Origin of the sequence: Caulobacter sp. S45, assembly GCF_009765965.1 — a bacterium.
Taxonomy (GTDB): domain Bacteria; phylum Pseudomonadota; class Alphaproteobacteria; order Caulobacterales; family Caulobacteraceae; genus CAHJWH01.
Map to the genome: position 1 here is coordinate 2,553,013 of NZ_LMUL01000014.1, position 15,805 is coordinate 2,568,817.

At 67.3% G+C, this 15,805-nt stretch carries 11 protein-coding genes and 1 riboswitch; of the genes, 3 read left to right on the top strand and 8 right to left on the bottom strand.

Features of this window, described 5'->3' with window-relative positions:
* Positions 1 to 1,318: sensor histidine kinase (locus GSQ87_RS18935; protein WP_216839390.1), on the bottom strand; the 1,318-nt coding region annotated here is incomplete at its 3' end.
* Positions 1,319 to 1,534: 216 nt separating this feature from the next.
* Between GSQ87_RS18935 and GSQ87_RS18940 the strand changes: the two genes are divergently transcribed.
* A complete protein-coding gene (locus GSQ87_RS18940) occupies positions 1,535 to 2,560 on the top strand; it encodes an esterase family protein (protein WP_216839392.1) in 1,026 nt (341 codons plus the stop codon).
* A 13-nt stretch (positions 2,561 to 2,573) separates the two neighbouring features.
* Here GSQ87_RS18940 and GSQ87_RS18945 read toward each other — a convergent pair whose 3' ends face one another.
* The 5 genes from GSQ87_RS18945 to GSQ87_RS18965 form a co-directional block, all read right to left on the bottom strand.
* A complete protein-coding gene (locus GSQ87_RS18945) occupies positions 2,574 to 3,923 on the bottom strand; it encodes a glycoside hydrolase family 27 protein (RefSeq protein ID WP_254063090.1) in 1,350 nt (449 codons plus the stop codon).
* 56 nt (positions 3,924 to 3,979) lie between these two features.
* Positions 3,980 to 5,713 (bottom strand): beta-xylosidase, encoded by a 1,734-nt coding sequence (locus GSQ87_RS18950; protein WP_254063091.1) that lies wholly within the window; start codon positions 5,711 to 5,713, stop codon positions 3,980 to 3,982.
* 166 nt (positions 5,714 to 5,879) lie between these two features.
* Positions 5,880 to 6,824 carry a phytanoyl-CoA dioxygenase family protein gene (locus GSQ87_RS18955; RefSeq protein ID WP_254063092.1) on the bottom strand — a complete coding sequence of 315 codons (945 nt, stop codon included), beginning with the start codon at positions 6,822 to 6,824 and terminating at the stop codon, positions 5,880 to 5,882.
* 82 nt (positions 6,825 to 6,906) lie between these two features.
* On the bottom strand, positions 6,907 to 8,061 hold the full coding sequence (locus GSQ87_RS18960) for an MFS transporter (RefSeq protein WP_158917143.1): 1,155 nt from the start codon (positions 8,059 to 8,061) through the stop codon (positions 6,907 to 6,909).
* A gap of 170 nt (positions 8,062 to 8,231) precedes the next feature.
* Positions 8,232 to 10,199 carry a CocE/NonD family hydrolase gene (locus tag GSQ87_RS18965; RefSeq protein ID WP_158917145.1) on the bottom strand — a complete coding sequence of 656 codons (1,968 nt, stop codon included), beginning with the start codon at positions 10,197 to 10,199 and terminating at the stop codon, positions 8,232 to 8,234.
* Between the two features lie 217 nt (positions 10,200 to 10,416).
* On the opposite strand from GSQ87_RS18965, the gene GSQ87_RS18970 reads away from it, so the two are divergent.
* The gene (locus tag GSQ87_RS18970; RefSeq protein WP_158917147.1) at positions 10,417 to 11,112 is read left to right on the top strand and encodes a spermidine synthase; all 696 of its coding nucleotides are present in this window, start codon (positions 10,417 to 10,419) and stop codon (positions 11,110 to 11,112) included.
* Positions 11,113 to 11,181: 69 nt separating this feature from the next.
* Here GSQ87_RS18970 and metE read toward each other — a convergent pair whose 3' ends face one another.
* On the bottom strand, positions 11,182 to 13,506 hold the full coding sequence (metE, locus tag GSQ87_RS18975; RefSeq protein WP_158917149.1) for a 5-methyltetrahydropteroyltriglutamate--homocysteine S-methyltransferase: 2,325 nt from the start codon (positions 13,504 to 13,506) through the stop codon (positions 11,182 to 11,184).
* Positions 13,507 to 13,616: 110 nt separating this feature from the next.
* A riboswitch (cobalamin riboswitch) is annotated at positions 13,617 to 13,836 on the bottom strand.
* 62 nt (positions 13,837 to 13,898) lie between these two features.
* On the bottom strand, positions 13,899 to 14,348 hold the full coding sequence (locus GSQ87_RS18980) for a GNAT family N-acetyltransferase (protein WP_158917151.1): 450 nt from the start codon (positions 14,346 to 14,348) through the stop codon (positions 13,899 to 13,901).
* Between the two features lie 197 nt (positions 14,349 to 14,545).
* On the opposite strand from GSQ87_RS18980, the gene GSQ87_RS22560 reads away from it, so the two are divergent.
* On the top strand, positions 14,546 to 15,805 hold a 1,260-nt coding region (locus GSQ87_RS22560), incomplete at its 3' end, for an efflux RND transporter permease subunit (protein ID WP_216839393.1).

A 15,805-nucleotide genomic window follows, 5' to 3' on the forward strand; every position in this document is an offset into this window, starting at 1 on the left:
AAGCGATGTCGATCTGTCCGGCTTCATTGGAGAGCGCCCCGTATTTCGCGGCGTTGGTGCAGAGTTCGTGGAGGGCCATGGATAGGCCGACCGCGGCTCGCGCCTGGATCTTCAAATCAGGCCCGGCGGCTCGGATACGCTCCGGCCCCGAGCCGTGGATCTCGGTCGCGGCCGCGATGATCGAGCCGATCGGCGCCGTCGACCAGCTAGTGCTGGTGAGGATGTCGTGCGCCCGTCCGAGTGAGACGAGCCTGTCCTCTATCTTGCGCCTGGCCTCCGCGGGCGTCGCCACGTTGCGCAGGGTCTGGCTGACGATCGCCTGGACGATGGCCAACGTATTCTTGACGCGATGCTCCAGTTCGCTGGTCAGGAGGCGGCGATCGCGTTCCGCCGCCTTTTCGCTGGCCTGCAAAGCCTCCTGGGCGCGGCGGAATTCGGTTCGATCCCGTAGAATTTTCAGAAAACCAACGGGTTGGTCATCTTCGTTCAGCAGCGGCATCATCTCGCCGCTGGCCCAGAATCGCGTGTCGTCCCGGCGCAGGTGCCAGCGTTCGTCCGAGGCGCGGCCGTGGGTCAGCGCATGTCCCATCTCGCGGTCGGGCACGCCTGCATCGCAGTCCTCCGGTGTGAAGAAGTCGTCGCAGAGGCGTCCGCACATCTCGGCCTCCGACCAGCCCAGGATGCGCCGGGCTCCCTCGTTCCAGCTCGTCACCACGCCTTTCAGGTCCATGGTGATGATGCCATAGTCGATGGCGCTTTCCAGGATACGGCGGTGACGTTCGTCGCTGGACCGTTGGCGCGCGAGCGAGCTGCGCAGCTCCAACTGCGCCATCACCTGACGACCCAGGGCGTCGAGAGCGGACTGCTGCGCCGGGCTCAATTCGCGCGGCGTGCGATCCAGCACGCAGAGGGTTCCAAGCGGAAGGCCCTCCGGCGTCTCGAGGGGAGAGCCGGCGTAGAACCTGAGGCCCGGGTCGCCTGTGACCAGGGGATTTTCGGCGAACCGTGGGTCACGGGTTGCGTCGGCGACAGTGAACAGGCCCTTCTGCTGGATGGCGTGGGCGCAGAAGGCGATCTCGCGCGGCGTTTCCCTGGCCTCGACCCCGAGGGCGGACTTGAACCATTGCCGTTCGCCGTCGACCAGGCTGATGAGCGCCATCGGCGTCCCGCAGATCTGCGCCGCGATGCGTACGATATCGTCGAACGGGCCCTCTGGAGGCGTGTCCATGACCGCATAGCTGGCGAGCGCGGCCAGGCGGTCCGTCTCGTTCCACTGCGGACTCGGTGGCGGGTCGTCAGGGTCCTGAGCGTCAGTCATGGAGGCGGGGCATGGATTTCCGGGGCCGTGACCAGAAGGTCGGTTGGCGGATAGGCGTCTGGGCACATAAGCGCCGTGTCCTCCCTAGTCCATGAGGCAAGCAGACCCACGTCGGTTTCGAAGGTGGCGTTTGTCGATGGTCGAAAAAGAGCTCGCGGATATCTTTGGATGGCCGCTCGAGGTGACGTAAGTTCCGCCGGGAAACGGGGCGCGTGCATGAAACTTCAAAAGATAGCCATCGCCGCGGCGCCGTTGATCGTCTTGGCCGCCGGAGCCTGGGCGCAGGAGCGTCAAAGCGAAGCCAGTATTGGTCCCGCCTACGCCGACGCACCGGAGATGGCGCCAAATCCCGCTCAGCCGGTCGGGGCGATCCACGCCTTGGTCATGGAGTCGACGGACAGCAGAATCTATCCGGGCATCCGGGTCCTGAAGAACGATGTCACGGCCAAACGCGACGCCTACGGGAACCACATCGCCGCGCCCGCCGATCAGCAATCGGAAGCCGCGCCATATAAGCGCGAGGTGCGTGTCTACGTTCCGGCGCAGTATCAGCCGGGAGCCGAGGCGCCGTTCATCGTGGTGCAGGATGGCGTCGGCTACGCGCCGAAAGTGGCGCGGGCGCTCGACAGTCTGATCGCCCAGCATCGCGTGCCGGTGATGATTGCGGTGATGATCCAGTCCGGCGGCGGCGACGCCCAGGGTTCCGAGCGCGGCTTGGAGTACGACGCCGTTTCCGGGCGGTACGCGGAGTTCGTGGAACGCGAAGTCCTGCCGCGTGTGGCGCACGACTATGGGGTCAAATTCACCCGCAATCCCGAGGGGCGCGCGGCCATGGGCGGCAGTTCGGGGGCGGCGGCGGCGTTCAGCATGGCCTGGTTCCACCCGGAATGGTACCGCCGGGTGCTGTCCTACTCGGGCACCTTCGTGAACCAGGCGTCGCCCGTCGATCCCAGGACGCCCGAAGGGGCTTGGGACTATCACGCCCACCTCATACCGGAGCACCCGGCCAAGCCGATCCGCATCTGGATGGAGGTGGGCGAGAAGGACCTGCATGCCGGCGATCCGGAATCCAGTTTCCACAACTGGCCGCTGGCCAACCAGCGGATGGCGGCGGCCCTCAAGGCCAAGGGCTACGCCTACCGCTTCGTGTTCGCCAAGGACGCGGCCCACGTCGATCCAAGGGTCGTGAGCCAAACGCTTCCCGAAGCGCTCGAATGGCTGTGGCGGGGCTATCCCAAGTAGCCGGCCGCGGCCTTTACGAACGCGCGGCGCCGGACCTGGACAGATGGAAGAGCGATGCGCCGTGCCAGGGCACGGTCGGCGCCCAGTCGCGGGCGACCGAACCGAGGTCCGCTTTTCGCCAGAGATCGCGCGCTTTGACGGCGCCGGAAAGCCCTAGCTCGCTCAGCGGCGCCTGGACCGGCAGGCCCTCGGCTGGATCGGCGTCGCGCCGGTCGCGGGTGTTGAACAGGGCCAGGTTCACACCGCCGCCGCGTTGGGGCCGCGACATCCAGGCCACCAGCCCGTCGCGGGCGTATAACTGCCGCGCGCCGTGCGCCCGCTGGTTGACCGCCAGCACCTCGTCGTTGGTGAGCAGATCGAGCGTGGCCGGGTCGAGATGCCGCAAATCTCCGCCCATGATCAGCGGCGACTGCGCCACGCACCAGAGCGTCATCAGGGTGCGCTGTTCGTCGGGCGTGAAGTTGGTTTGCCGGCGGCCCTGGTCCAGCAGGCCCAGCGGCAGCATGTCGGCGTCGGGCCACGCGCCCGGGACCTTCAATGGGGCCCAGGCGGCGAGACGGGCGAACTGGTCGCGCAGCAGGGGCCAGTGATCCCAGAAGTCGTCGCTGACCCGCCACATGTTGGCGTGCGCGCGGACGTGGTCGGCCGCAGCCAGCGGCGTCTCGCCCGGCGACAGGCTGAGCACCATGGGACGCCCGCAACGATCGATCGCGCGGCGGACCGCCTCGATCTCGGGGCGATGCTCGGCGTAGGGCCGGCTCATGTCGTCGACCTTGACGAAGTCCACGCCCCACGAGGCCAGCAGCCGGTAGACAGAGTCGTAATAGGCCTGGGCGCCCGGCTTGCTCATGTCGACGCCGTAGTTGTCGGCGTTCCAGGCGCAGACGCTGTTCACGTCGGCGATGTCGCGCGCGGTGATCGGGCGTCCACCCTTGCTGGCGCCCAGGATCGGCAGGTCGCGTTCGACCGCCTGCCGGGGAATGCCCCGCATCAGGTGATGGCCGAAACGCAGCCCCATGGCGTGGACACGCTCGGCGAGCGGGCGAAATCCTGCCCCGCCGGCTGCGGACGGAAACCTGTTCACCGCCGGCATGAGCCGGGCGTGGCCGTCCATCATCAGCGGCGGCTTGTCCCGATAGGTATAGCTGTTGGCGCCGGGCTCGAACCATTGGGCGTCGATGGTGAACACGTCGTAGCCGTGGGGCTTCAGCTTCTCGGCCATGATGGCGGCGACTTCGAGCGCCTGGGCCTCGTCGATGGCGGTGGCGAAGCTGTCCCAGCTGTTCCAGCCCATCGGTGGTCGAGGCGCGAGCGCGTGGAAGTCGGCCTGGGCGGCGGCGGGGAGGGCGAACGCGGAGCCCAAGGCGGCGCCCAGAACCAGCGTGTCGCGGCGAGAAAAATGACGCGAAGGCGGGGGAATCACTTGGGCGCCTCCGGATCGAGCGTCAGCAGGGCGACGCCTTGGCGGGGTAGGGTGAAATCGATGGCGGCGCGTCCGCCCGAAACCGCGACGGCGCGTGGCGGTTCGACGCTGGCGAGCTTGGCGGCGGTTTCCAGCGCGTCGTATTGCTTGGCGTCCGGCGAGGCGGGCGAGCCCATGGCCCGCCAGGCGGTGAAGGCGTTGGAGTGGGTCTTGTCGACCTGCCAGCGGGTCAGGCTGCGCGCACTGCCCGCCAACCCGGACAGTGAGAGATGCACGGCCGCATCCGGGCCGGGCAGGTCGTCGTCGTGGTAGTGCCAGACCAGCACCGCGATGCGGCCATGCGGCCCGCGCGTGGCGAGCACGCCGACATCGGGCGAACCGCGCACGCCCTCGGCGACGATGCGGTCGAGCCCTATCTGGTGGTCGCTCGTCGCTGCGATCCGCTCCGGCCCCAGCATGGCGAACAGGCGGAATACGTTCAGCACCGGCAGGTCGACGCCGTTGGTCGCCAGTTGGCGGTACCCCGCGAACCAGGGCTGGTCCTCGAAGGTGAACGACCAGCTTAGCGCACCTTTCAGGTCGACCTTGCGCCGGTCCGCCAGGTCCCACAGCCGCGCGAAGCTCGCCGCCGTGTAGCTCGAATACATGGTCCCGTTGCGATAGGCGTTCTGCGGGCCGGGGCAGGCGGCGCAGCCTTCTGGATCGTTCTCGCCGATCACGATCGGCTTGACGGCGAGCTGCGGCACGGCCGCGACCATGGCGAAACCCTTGTCGGCGGCGCGGAGCTGGGCCGCGATTCCCATGCGGACATGACCGTCGACGAACACGGGCGCGCCCTTGGCGTGGAAGGACAGGAAGTCGGTCGGCGTCCCGACCTTGCCGGTCGCATAGTTGGTCCCGCGCGAGACGTGGGCCAGGAAGGCGTTCATGAAGTCGCTGTCCGGTCCCGCGACCTCGGGGCCGCCGACACGGGCCGTGGGCAAGGCGCGGCGTACGGCGGCCACCGCATAGTCGTGCAATTTGAAGAAGTCCTCGCGCGCGCCGGTCCAGTAGGGGGGAAGGTTCGGCTCGTTCCAGACTTCGAAATACCAGCGCTCGACCTCGGGCCGGCCGTAACGATGGATGTTGTGCAGGGTCCATTGGTAGATCAACTCGGACCACTTTCCGTAGTCCTTGGGCGGGGCGTTCCAGGCGCCGCTGATCAGGTTGTAGTCGAACCCCGGCCGCCAGCTGTGCTGATAAGCCGTTTCGGCCGGAGCGCTGGAGAGCGCCTGCGGCATGAACCCGAGTTGCAGATAGGGCCTGACCCCGCGGGCGAGATAGGTGTCGAGGATGCGGTCGACCACGGTCCAGTTGTAGATCGGCTTGCCGTTGTGATCTTCGGTGTAGATGTCGGTGCTGCCCCATTTGAAGGCTGGCGTTCCGTCGCCGGTGTTGAGCAGGTTGTGGGTGCGGAAATAGACTTCGCCGGGCTTCAGAGCGCCGAGTTCGCCGATCAACTTGCGACCGTCCTTCATCGTCGCGTAGTTCGGTTCGTCCGCGCCGAAGAAGCGCCACATCGGCTTTAGACTGCCCATGGGACGGCCCGCGTCGACCTCGATCGCAACCGGCAAAGATGGCTGTGTGGTGGGAGTGGTTGGCGGCTGCGCATGGCCGATGGCGGGCGCCGCTAGGCCGAGCAGGAGCAGCCTCAGGAGCATCTGCCGCAGGCGAGACGGCGCCTTCGACACGCCGCCAGACCCTGTGAAAACCTGGTGGCGACGTGTCAGGATTCCCTCTCGTCTTCTTATTTGTATGATGTTTGAATGGTGTGCCGCGACCGTACGGCTACGTCAAGGCGCTCGTGTGATCGAGCGCCTGCCCATCATACCAATGGGTAGGGACCTAGCGGCCGGCTCAGTCGCGGGCCTGGTTGATCGTGTTCTGCGTGATCTTCGCCGCGCCGTCCGCGTCCAGGTCGATCCGGGTCGAGGCGATGCGGATCGGTTTCGGCATGCTGGCGTTGACGCGGTCTATGCCCACTGTGGTTCCGGCTCGCTTGGTGAACAGGTAACGCAGGGAGATGCGTTCGTGATCGGCCGCGTCGGGCTGGGTGCCGTGCAGGGTGCAGGCATGCCAGATGGCGGCGAAGCCGGTCTCCCCGGTCAGCACGCGCTGCTGCACCTTGATCCTGTCGCCCCGGCCGTCCGCATAGGTCCAGTCGCCTTGCTCGTCGCGTTTCAGGTCGTGGGGAAAGACGGTCGCGCCCAGGCGGTGACTGCCCTCAAGCAGGAACAGGGGCGCGTCGTGCACGGTGACCTCGTGCAGGTAGACGTAGAGCGTGACGAAGTCCGCGTCCCGATCCTTGTAGTCGATCAGGTCCTGATGGAAGTCGATGCCGTAGAAGTAGGTGATGTCCCGATAATCGGGATGCACGAAGGCGCCGAGGTTGTTGACGGGCGCGCCCTCGATCCGGGCCTTCAGCCAGGTGGGGACAGCTGAGGCGGGGACGCCGCAGACGATCTTGCGATTGAGGATTTCGTAATCCGGCCCCAGGAGCGCGCTCAAAGCCGAGACGATCTGCGGTGCATCTTCGACAAAGCCCAGGCGAGCCTGGAGCCGGTCGAGCAGGTTGCGCCCCGGCCGGGGGTTCACCCCCGTATATTGGGGATCGGCGTCGAACGCGGCTTCGCTCAGGAACAGGCTGTGATCGAACTGGCGCGTGCGCCTGATCTGGGTCAGCAGATCGTGCGCGGCGTCGGCCGAGACCGGGTCGGGCAGGATGTGGCGGCCGTGGACGGTGAAGTCGTCGATCATGCCGGCTTCGTCCGCAGTCGGTCGGTCCGCCAACGCTAACGCCATTCCCAGGTCTCCAGCCATGGCGAAGGCTAGGAAGACAAGGTTAACGAGCCTTCAATTTCGGCTCCGTCGCGTCGCGGCGCCTTCAGCGTCTTTCGACATGCCGGTTCAAGCCGAAGATGATGCACAGGCTGGCGACGAGCAAAGCGGCGCTGAGGACTAGCGCACCGTGGGAGTCCCGGTTGGTCACGACCAGGGAGGCCAGCACCGGGCCAACGGCGCCGCCGAACAGCTGGGCCCCGCCGATCTGGACCGCGGCGCGGCGCGACGGGTCGGCCTTGATGGTCATCGGCACGATGAACGGCATGATCAGCAGGGCGCAGAACCCGATCGACCCGCTCGCCCCTATGAATAGCCAGGGTGGCGCCCTCAGGGCGTAGACGCCCAGCCCTGCGAGCAGGACGAGGCCGCTGAACAGCAGCACGTCGAGGAACTTGGCGCGCCCCGATATAGCGGTCGCCAGAGCCCCGCCCACGACCTCCAGCGCCAGCGCCAGGGAGATCGCGGTCTGGGCGACGTTGTTGCTCAGGCCCGCCTGGAGGGCCAGCGGGACGATATAGACGGTGGCGCCCGCTATGGACGCCTGGAAGACGAACACCGCCAGCAGGGCGAACCATCCCTTCATCGGCGGCATCCCGCCGTCCATGTCCGACGGCAGCGCGCCATAGGCGCGAGGCAGGGCGAAGGCGGCGACGGCCCCGAGCGCGCTCATGACGGCGACCAGGAAATAGCAGCCGTCCACGCCGAAGCGAGGCAGGACGAGCAGCGAAAGCACGACCGCCGTAACCAGCTGGGAACTGGCCATGGCGGTGTAGAGCACCCCGGCGCGACGCTCTGGTGTCGGTCCCCGCGCAATCATCCCGATGACGATCCACAGCAACACGCCTTCAGGCCCGCCCGCCAGGGTGCGCACCGCCATCAGCTCGAGACCGCTCGCCCGGATCGTGGCTGCGTTGGCGGCGGCGAGCAGGAGCGACGCCACGATGCCGAGCAGGGGCAGGTTCCGAGGCTTGAGCACCGCGCCAGCGAGTCCCGTGGTCGCCGCCGTGCTCAGCAGCTCAAGGGTCGCGAGTTGTCCGATGCCGGTCGCGGAAAGCCGGTGCTCGTTCGCCAGCGCGCCGAGGAACAGCGGCATCAGCCCCGACATCAGGAGCGATATGACGCCCAGGGCTATCGCTGTGCCGACCTGCGGGCGGGTGAAGGTTCCCGCGGCGGCGATCGGAGGTTCGAAGGTCTTCAAGAGGCGGCCTGGGAATGCGTGTCTTCAACCATATGGCCTCCGCCATGCCCAGCTTCACCGCCGGCGTCCGCTCCATAATGCGTATTCATGTTTGAAGTGCCCAGAAAGGCGAAGACCGCCGAGCGTGGGGCGGTCGCCTCCAGCCTAACGGACAGCCGCTTACTCCGAGGTCAGGCGGCGTGGTCCTTCCTGGCCGGGATGATCGGTAGGATCACATGGGACGGACGGTCCTTGTCCAGGAAGACGGTGTTCCGGGCGATCTGGCGGGTCAGGCCTTGGCCTTCGGGCGCGCCGGTGTTGGGGTTCACGTCGAAGTGGGGGAAGTTGCTGGAGGAGATGTCCACGCGAATCCGGTGGCCCTTCTTGAACAGGTTCGAGGTGGGGAAGGCCGCCACCTTGATTTGAGCGACCTCGCCGGGCTTCAGCATCTCGGGCTGCTCCCACGAATGGCGGTATCGGACCCGCATGATCCCGTCGGTCAGGTTCATCGCGAAGCCGTCGGGATAGTCCTCGCTGGGCGGATAGACGTCGATCAGCTTGAGGGTGAAGTCGGTGTCTGGCCGATCCGACGCGATCCACAGCATGGCCTCGACCGGTCCCGTCACCTCGACATCCGCCGTCAGCGGCTCGGTCTCGAACACCAGCACGTCCGGGCGCGCGGCCAGCGGCAGGTAGGGCTCGACGCAGCCGAACACGCGCGGTCCTTCCCGCTGATCGTAGGCGCCGCCGCGCATCACCGGTTCGCCCGACGTGATCGTGCCGCCGATGCTGGGGACCGGATGGGCTGGGTCGAAGTCGTAGGACAGGGGCCGAGCGCCGGCCGCCTGCGGGTCTGGCGTAAGGCGGCCGTCGCCGTGCAGGTGGAAGGCGGTGTTGCGGGTGTCGGGGATCGGCCAGTCCGCCTCCGCCCGCCAGCGCCCGCCATGATCCAGGCGGCCCTGGGCGTTGCGTCGTCCACTGCCGCCGCCCATGACGAACAGGCGTACGGCCGGCTCGGCCGGTACGCCGTTGCGCTCGCCCTTCAGCCAGGTGTCGAAGAAACGCAGGCGCAGGCTCAGGAAGTCCGGCGCCAGGTTGCCGTCGATCGTCGCCGCCGGGCCGAAGTCCACATCCCCGGCATAGGTGCGTGTACGGTCGCCGTGGGTCCATGGTCCCAGGATCAGGCGCACCGGCCCCTTCTTGCGCCGCGACAAGGCGATGTAGTTGTCGGTGGCCGAGCGCGGATAGGGGTCGTACCAGGACGACATGAACACCATCGGCGCGTCGCGGAACGGGTCGTAATAGCCCTGGGCGTAGATGCCGAGCTGCTTCCAGAACGGGCCGAAGCTGCCGTGCTCCCACTGGTCGTAGACGTAGTTTTCGTATTCAGGCGCCGGGCTCATTGGGGAATGGCCGCGTTTCCAGGGCATGCGGGCGAACCAGCCCTTGATGTCGATGGCCCTGAGCGCCTTCACCTTGACCGGGTCGTTGGCGACGGTGGGGCTCTCGAAGGCCGCTTGGTAGGCCCAAGTCACCTGTTTCAACTCGAATGCCCCGCCCTGGCGGACGCCGTCCTGGTAGGCGTTGGCGAACCCGCCGCTGTCAAGGAACATGGCCGCCACGCCCGGTGGGTTGGTGCAGGCCAGCGCGCCCTGGGTGTGGGCGGCGTAGGACAGGCCCATGGTCCCGATCTTGCCGTCGCACCAGGGCTGGGCGACGATCCAGGCACAGGTGTCGTAACCGTCCAGCCCGTCGCTCAGGTACTTGACGAACTCGCCCTCCGATTTGTAGCGGCCGCGGCAGTCCTGGTAGACTACCACATAGCCGCGCGAGACGAAGAAGCGCGCCACCTCGGCCCGGTTCTTGGCCACGGGATCGCGGACGTCGATCTCCGAGCGGCTGGGCGTGGTCTTGCCGTAGGGCGTACGCTCCAGGATCACCGGGAAGCGACCGGGCAGGGGACGGCCGTCGCGGGTGGGGCGGTAGATGTCGGTGGCCAGCCTGACCCCGTCGCGCATCCGCACCATAACGTCGGAGGTCAGCGACACATCGTAGGGCGTCTCTGCAGCCTCGGCCGGGTCGCGCCCGGCCACGGCGGCGCCGAGGCCGGTCAGCAGTGCGGCGAATCCCCGACGGGTAAGGTGGAGCGGATGGCTCATGAAAACCCCGGAGGATGGCCGAAGCTGCAAACCTGGGCCGTGCGATGCGGAGCGTCAACGCGGTCGTCCCAATCCGTGGGGAGTTGCGAGGCTTTGACGAATGAGGGGGCGGCGCGCTGGCGTGATGCTCCTCGCGGGCCGATCCTGTTGCTATGGGACACCGGGATGGGTCTTCGGGTCGGCCGAGGATCAGACCATTCGAACGGACCGCACGCCAATGATCCGCTGGGTCCAACTCGATACTGCCAAGGCTCCCGATGGGGACGAAGAGCTGCGCCTGATGCAGCGGGGCGGCGAGTTTTCGATCATGATCGGCTCCAACGAGTTGATGAACAGCCGCCTTGGCGGGTCCGAAGAGGCGCTGGCGAGGATGTCCTGCGAGCGCCTCCGCGATCGTCCGGCGCTCCGGATGCTGATTGGCGGCCTGGGTATGGGGTTCACCCTTCGCGCCGCGCTGGTCGACCTCGGTCCCGAGGCCCGCGTCACCGTGGCCGAACTGGCCCCGGCGGTGGTGGCCTGGGCGCGAGGACCCCTGGCCGGCGTCTTCGGGGACAGCCTCGCCGATCCCCGCGTCGACATCCACGAGGGGGACGTGGCCGACCTGATCGCGGCCGGTCGGTCGAGCTATGACGCCATCCTGCTCGACGTCGACAACGGCCCCGAAGGCCTGGTCCGCCAGGCGAACGATCGGCTGTATGGTGTGGAGGGGCTGCTCGCCACGCGTAGGGCGCTTCGTCCCGGCGGCGTCCTGGCGGTCTGGTCCTCCGCGCCGAACCGGGCGTTCACCCAGCGGCTTCATACGACGGGCTATGAAGCGACCGAGGCCAAGGTGCGGGCCAACGGATCGCGCGGTGGGGCGCGGCACGTGATCTGGATCGCCATCGCTCCAGCGGCCTCGGCCGGCCAGGCCTGAGGACGCCGGCAGGCGCATCCGGTCTGGCCGGATGAGCTTGCCGACGCCGATCGCCGCTATGCCACGCTGTCAGCCAACAGACTGACGCGCCGTCTTTGCGGCCGCCACCATGTTGATCAGAGCGGCTCGGGTCTCTGGCCACTTGCGCGTCTTCAGCCCGCAGTCCGGGTTGACCCACAGCTGACCGCTGGCGAGGCGCGTCCGCGCCGCCTTCAGCAGGTCGGCCATCTCTTCGGCGGCTGGCACGCGAGGCGAGTGGATGTCGTACACCCCCGGCCCGATCTCGGCCGGATAGGCGTAGTCGGCGAAGGCGTCGAGCAGCTCCATCTTCGAGCGGGCGGTCTCGATGGAGATCACGTCGGCGTCCATCGCCCCGATGGCGGCGATGATGTCGTTGAACTCCGAGTAGCACATGTGGGTGTGGATCTGGGTCTGGTCGGCGACGCCGGAGGCCGAGAGCCGGAAGCACTCCACCGCCCAGTCGAGGTAGGCCTTCCAGTCGCCGCGACGCAGAGGCAGGCCCTCCCGCAGCGCCGCCTCGTCGATCTGGATGATCTTGGCGCCGGCGGCTTCGAGATCGACCACCTCGTCGCGGATCGCCAGGGCGATCTGGCGGCAGGCGAATTCGCGCGTGACGTCGTCGCGCACGAACGACCAGTTCAGGATGGTGACCGGGCCTGTCAGCATGCCCTTCATCGGGCGCGCAGTGAGCGACTGGGCGTAGCGCCACCACTCCACCGTCATCGGCGCCGGGCGCGAGACGTCGCCGTACAGGATCGGCGGGCGAACGCAGCGCGAGCCGTACGACTGCACCCAGGCGTTCTTGGTGAAGACGAAGCCGCGAAGCTGCTCGCCGAAATACTGCACCATGTCGTTGCGTTCGAACTCGCCGTGGACGAGGACGTCGAGATCGATCTCCTCCTGCCAGCGCACCACGCGTGCGGTTTCCTCGCGCAGGAAGCTCTCGTACTGGGCGTCGTCGATCACCCCCTTGCCATGGTCGGAGCGCGCCTTGCGGACCTCTTCGGTCTGGGGGAATGAGCCGATGGTGGTGGTTGGGAAGGGCGGCAGGCCGAGCCGGGGCGCCTGCGCGGCGCGGCGCTGGCCGAACCCGGAGGCGCGGCGGCTCATGGCCCCGGTTACTGCAGCCATGCGCTCCGCGACTGCGGGATCGTGAATCTTGGACGAGGCGCGGCGCGAGGCGGCGGCGAGGCGCGAGGTCTCCAGCATGTCGGCGACGCTGGCTCGACCGTGGTTGAGCGCCTTGGCCAGGGTGGCCAGCTCCTCGATCTTCTGAATGGCGAAGGCCAGCCAGGTGCGCACGTCGGGGTCCAGGGACCGTTCGGCGTCGAGGTCGATGGGGGTGTGTAGCAGCGAGCAGGAGGGGGCCAAGATCCAATCGCGCCGCCCCGCGACCAGCGGCTCCAGCCGGTCGAGCAGGCGCTCCAGATCGGCGCGCCAGACATTGCGGCCGTCGATCACGCCCAGAGACAGGACCAACTCGGCCGGCGCCCTGGCGATCACGACGTCTAGCTGCTCCGGCGCGCGCACCAGATCGACGTGCAGCCCGGCCACCGGCAGCGACAAGGCCGTTTCCAGGTTGTCGACGAGGCCGCCGAAATAGGTGGTCAGCATCACTTTGACCGCGGGCGCGGTCTTGGCGAGCGAGGCATAGGCGTGATGCAGGGCTGAGCGGTCGGCCTTGTCGAGATCGAGCACCAGGCAAGGTTCGTCGATCTGCACCCACTGCGCGCCCGCCTCCGCCAGGCGGTTCAGCACTTCGGCGTAGACCGGCAGGATCGTGTCCAGCAACGTGCGGGGATCGAGCCCTTGGGCCTTGCTCTTCCCGAGCTTCAGATAGGTGACCGGCCCCAGCAGCACCGGCCGCGTGTCCACGCCCTGATCACGCGCTTCGACGAACTGATCGACAACCTTGGTGGACGACAGGGCGAAGATCTGCCCTTCGGCGAACTCGGGCACGAGGTAGTGGTAGTTGGTGTCGAACCACTTGGTCATTTCCGACGCAGGCACGTCGAGGCCGTGACCGTGGCCGCATCCGGCCTGCTCCGTCTCGTCTTGGTTCTGGGCGCCACGCGCCATGGCGAAATAGGTGTCGAGCCCGACCTCTCCGCCGCTCCAGCCGTAGATGGCCGGGATCGCCCCGACCATGGCGCTCGTGTCGAGCACATGGTCGTAGAGCGAGAAGTCGTTGCTGGGAATGTGGTCGACGCCGAGGTCGCGCTGGCGCGTCCAGGTCTTGGCGCGGAGATCGGCGGCGACGGCGAGCAGCGCCTGCGCATCCGACTTGCCGGACCAGAAGCTTTCGAGGGCGGACTTCAGCTCGCGGCGCGGGCCGATGCGGGGAAATCCAAGGGTGGCGACGGTGATGGACATGGGCCTCTGCCGAGCTGTGTTGTGGCGAGGCTTGGCGCAGACGCGAGCCGGCGCACGCCGGCTATGGGGCCGAGAGCGCTTGACCAGCGACCTGACCGGGCACCCCGCCGGAGGACGTTATCTGACGAGGCAGGTCTCCTGGCTCACGGGTCGTCACGTCGGTCCAGGCCTTCCCGAAGCGCAAGCGCCCCAGTGACACAATGAAGGACCGCCGCTCGCCGCTCACAGTTGCGGGGGCAGCGCCGGATTCCGCCCCGAAGAGCGCCACCGGCTTCCCGTCTTAGCTCCAAGCCGCAAGCGGAATGGAGAACCTCGACAACGTAAGGAAACGCCGATCCCTCACCGCTGTCAAGATTCATATAAAGATATCCTTATATCATTATGTTGCTCGTTTACGCCTTCTTGCGTAAGGGGCGCATGAAGCCGGTTCCCGTGGGTTCGAAGCCGGTGGCGTGGCAGAAGGCTTGTAGTTCCAGCCGATCCGCTGACGCCTGTAGGTGCATCTCGCCGCAACCCGCCAGACGGGCCGCCTGAGCTGCCGCTTTCAATAGAAGGCGGCCTATCCCCCTGCGACGCGCGTCAGGCGCGACCAGAAGGCTGGTCACCTGGGCGACGGGCTGCGCCGCTTCGAGGGTCTGATACCAGTGAAGGATGATCAGACCGCTCGGCGGTCCCCATTCGAGCGCGACGAGGGCCACGCCTTGCTGATGCTGGAGAGCATCTAGGCGCCCCGCCAGGTTGTGGGAATCCAAGCGCCGGCCCGAAGCGGCCAGCAGTTCGCCGATCCCCGCTGCATCCCCAGCGTTCACGGCGCGGACCGTCAGACCGTAGCGGCTAGCCAAGCTTCCTCCGCCGAAGGGCGTGCGATCCGGCCTTGCAAATCCGCCATACTGCGGGCGGCGTTGCGTTGTAGACGGAATCCGAAAAATTCGAGAGAAGGGCGCAAGCTAAGGTGGAAATCCGTATGCCCGCCTCCGCGAACGCTGCTTCCAGCTTCCCGCCCGACGTGCGTATGTAGGAACCGATGGCCGAAGCTGGAATGCACCGTTTGTCCGCGGGACCATCCGCTCTCTTCATCCGCCGCCCGATCGCCACCACGCTGTTCACCCTGGCCATCGCCCTGGCCGGGATCGCGGCCTATTTCGTCCTGCCGGTCGCTCCGCTGCCCCAGATAGACTTCCCGATCATCCAGGTGCAGGCGAGCTTTCCCGGCGCCAGCCCCGAAGTCATGGCCACCAGCGTGGCGACGCCGCTGGAGCGTCATCTCGGCTTCCTGGCCGATGTCGAGCAGATGACCTCGCAGAGCTCCACTCGCGGTGGCCAGGGGTTCACGCGGATCGTGCTGCAATTCGGCATCGATCGTGACGTGAATGGAGCCGCGCGCGACGTGCAGTCGGCCATCAACGCGGCGTCCGGCCTGTTGCCCACGCTGCCCAACGCGCCGTACTACAGGATCGCCAACACCGCCGATGCGCCGATCCTGTTGCTGGCGCTGACCTCCAACACCCTGGCGAACTACCAGGTCTACGACGACGCCTCCCTGATCCTGCAGCAGGCCATCTCGCAGGTGCGCGGGGTAGGGGAGGTCGACGTATACGGCGCGGATACACCGGCGGTGCGGGTCGAGATGAACCCCTACGCGCTGAACAAGTACGGTATCGGCCTGGAGGACGTGAAGGCGGCGCTGCAGTCGACCAACGCCTTCCAGCCCAAGGGGTTCTACGCCGACGGCGATCGCCGGCTGCAGATCAACACCAACGATCAGGCGACCCGGCCCAAGGACTACGCCAGCGCCATTGTCGCCTATCGCAACGGCCGGCCCGTACGGGTGAGCGATGTCGCCGACGTCGTGGACGGGCCTCAGACGCTGCAGAACTTGGGGCTGGTGAACGGCAAGCCGGCGATCATCGTCCAGGTCACCAAGACGCCGGGCGCCAACATCATCGCCACGGTGGACCGGATCAGGAAGATTCTGCCCCAGCTCCGCACCGACCTGAACCAGCGCGGGCCGATCGACCTGACCGTCGCCCTGGACTCGACCAACACCATCCGCGCGTCGCTGGGAGAGGTGGAGCGCACCCTGCTGATCGCCACCTGCCTGGTCGTCGGCGTGGTGCTGGTGTTCCTGCGTAATGGCCGCGCCACCCTGATCCCGGCGGTGGCGGTGATCGTCAGCCTGCTGGGTACGCTGGCGGTGATGTTCCTGCTGCACTACAGCCTGGACAACCTGTCGCTGATGGCGCTGACGGTGGCCACGGGCTTCGTGGTCGACGACGCTATCGTGGTGCTGGAGAACATT

Bases quoted from the DNA above. Each gene is read 5' to 3' on its own strand.
- GSQ87_RS18940 (WP_216839392.1), top strand. From the start codon at position 1,535: ATGAAACTTCAAAAGATAGCCATCGCCGCGGCGCCGTTGATCGTCTTG.
- GSQ87_RS18955 (WP_254063092.1), bottom strand. From the start codon at position 6,824: ATGGCGTTAGCGTTGGCGGACCGACCGACTGCGGACGAAGCCGGCATG.
- GSQ87_RS18965 (WP_158917145.1), bottom strand. From the start codon at position 10,199: ATGAGCCATCCGCTCCACCTTACCCGTCGGGGATTCGCCGCACTGCTG.
- GSQ87_RS18970 (WP_158917147.1), top strand. From the start codon at position 10,417: ATGATCCGCTGGGTCCAACTCGATACTGCCAAGGCTCCCGATGGGGAC.
- metE (WP_158917149.1), bottom strand. From the start codon at position 13,506: ATGTCCATCACCGTCGCCACCCTTGGATTTCCCCGCATCGGCCCGCGC.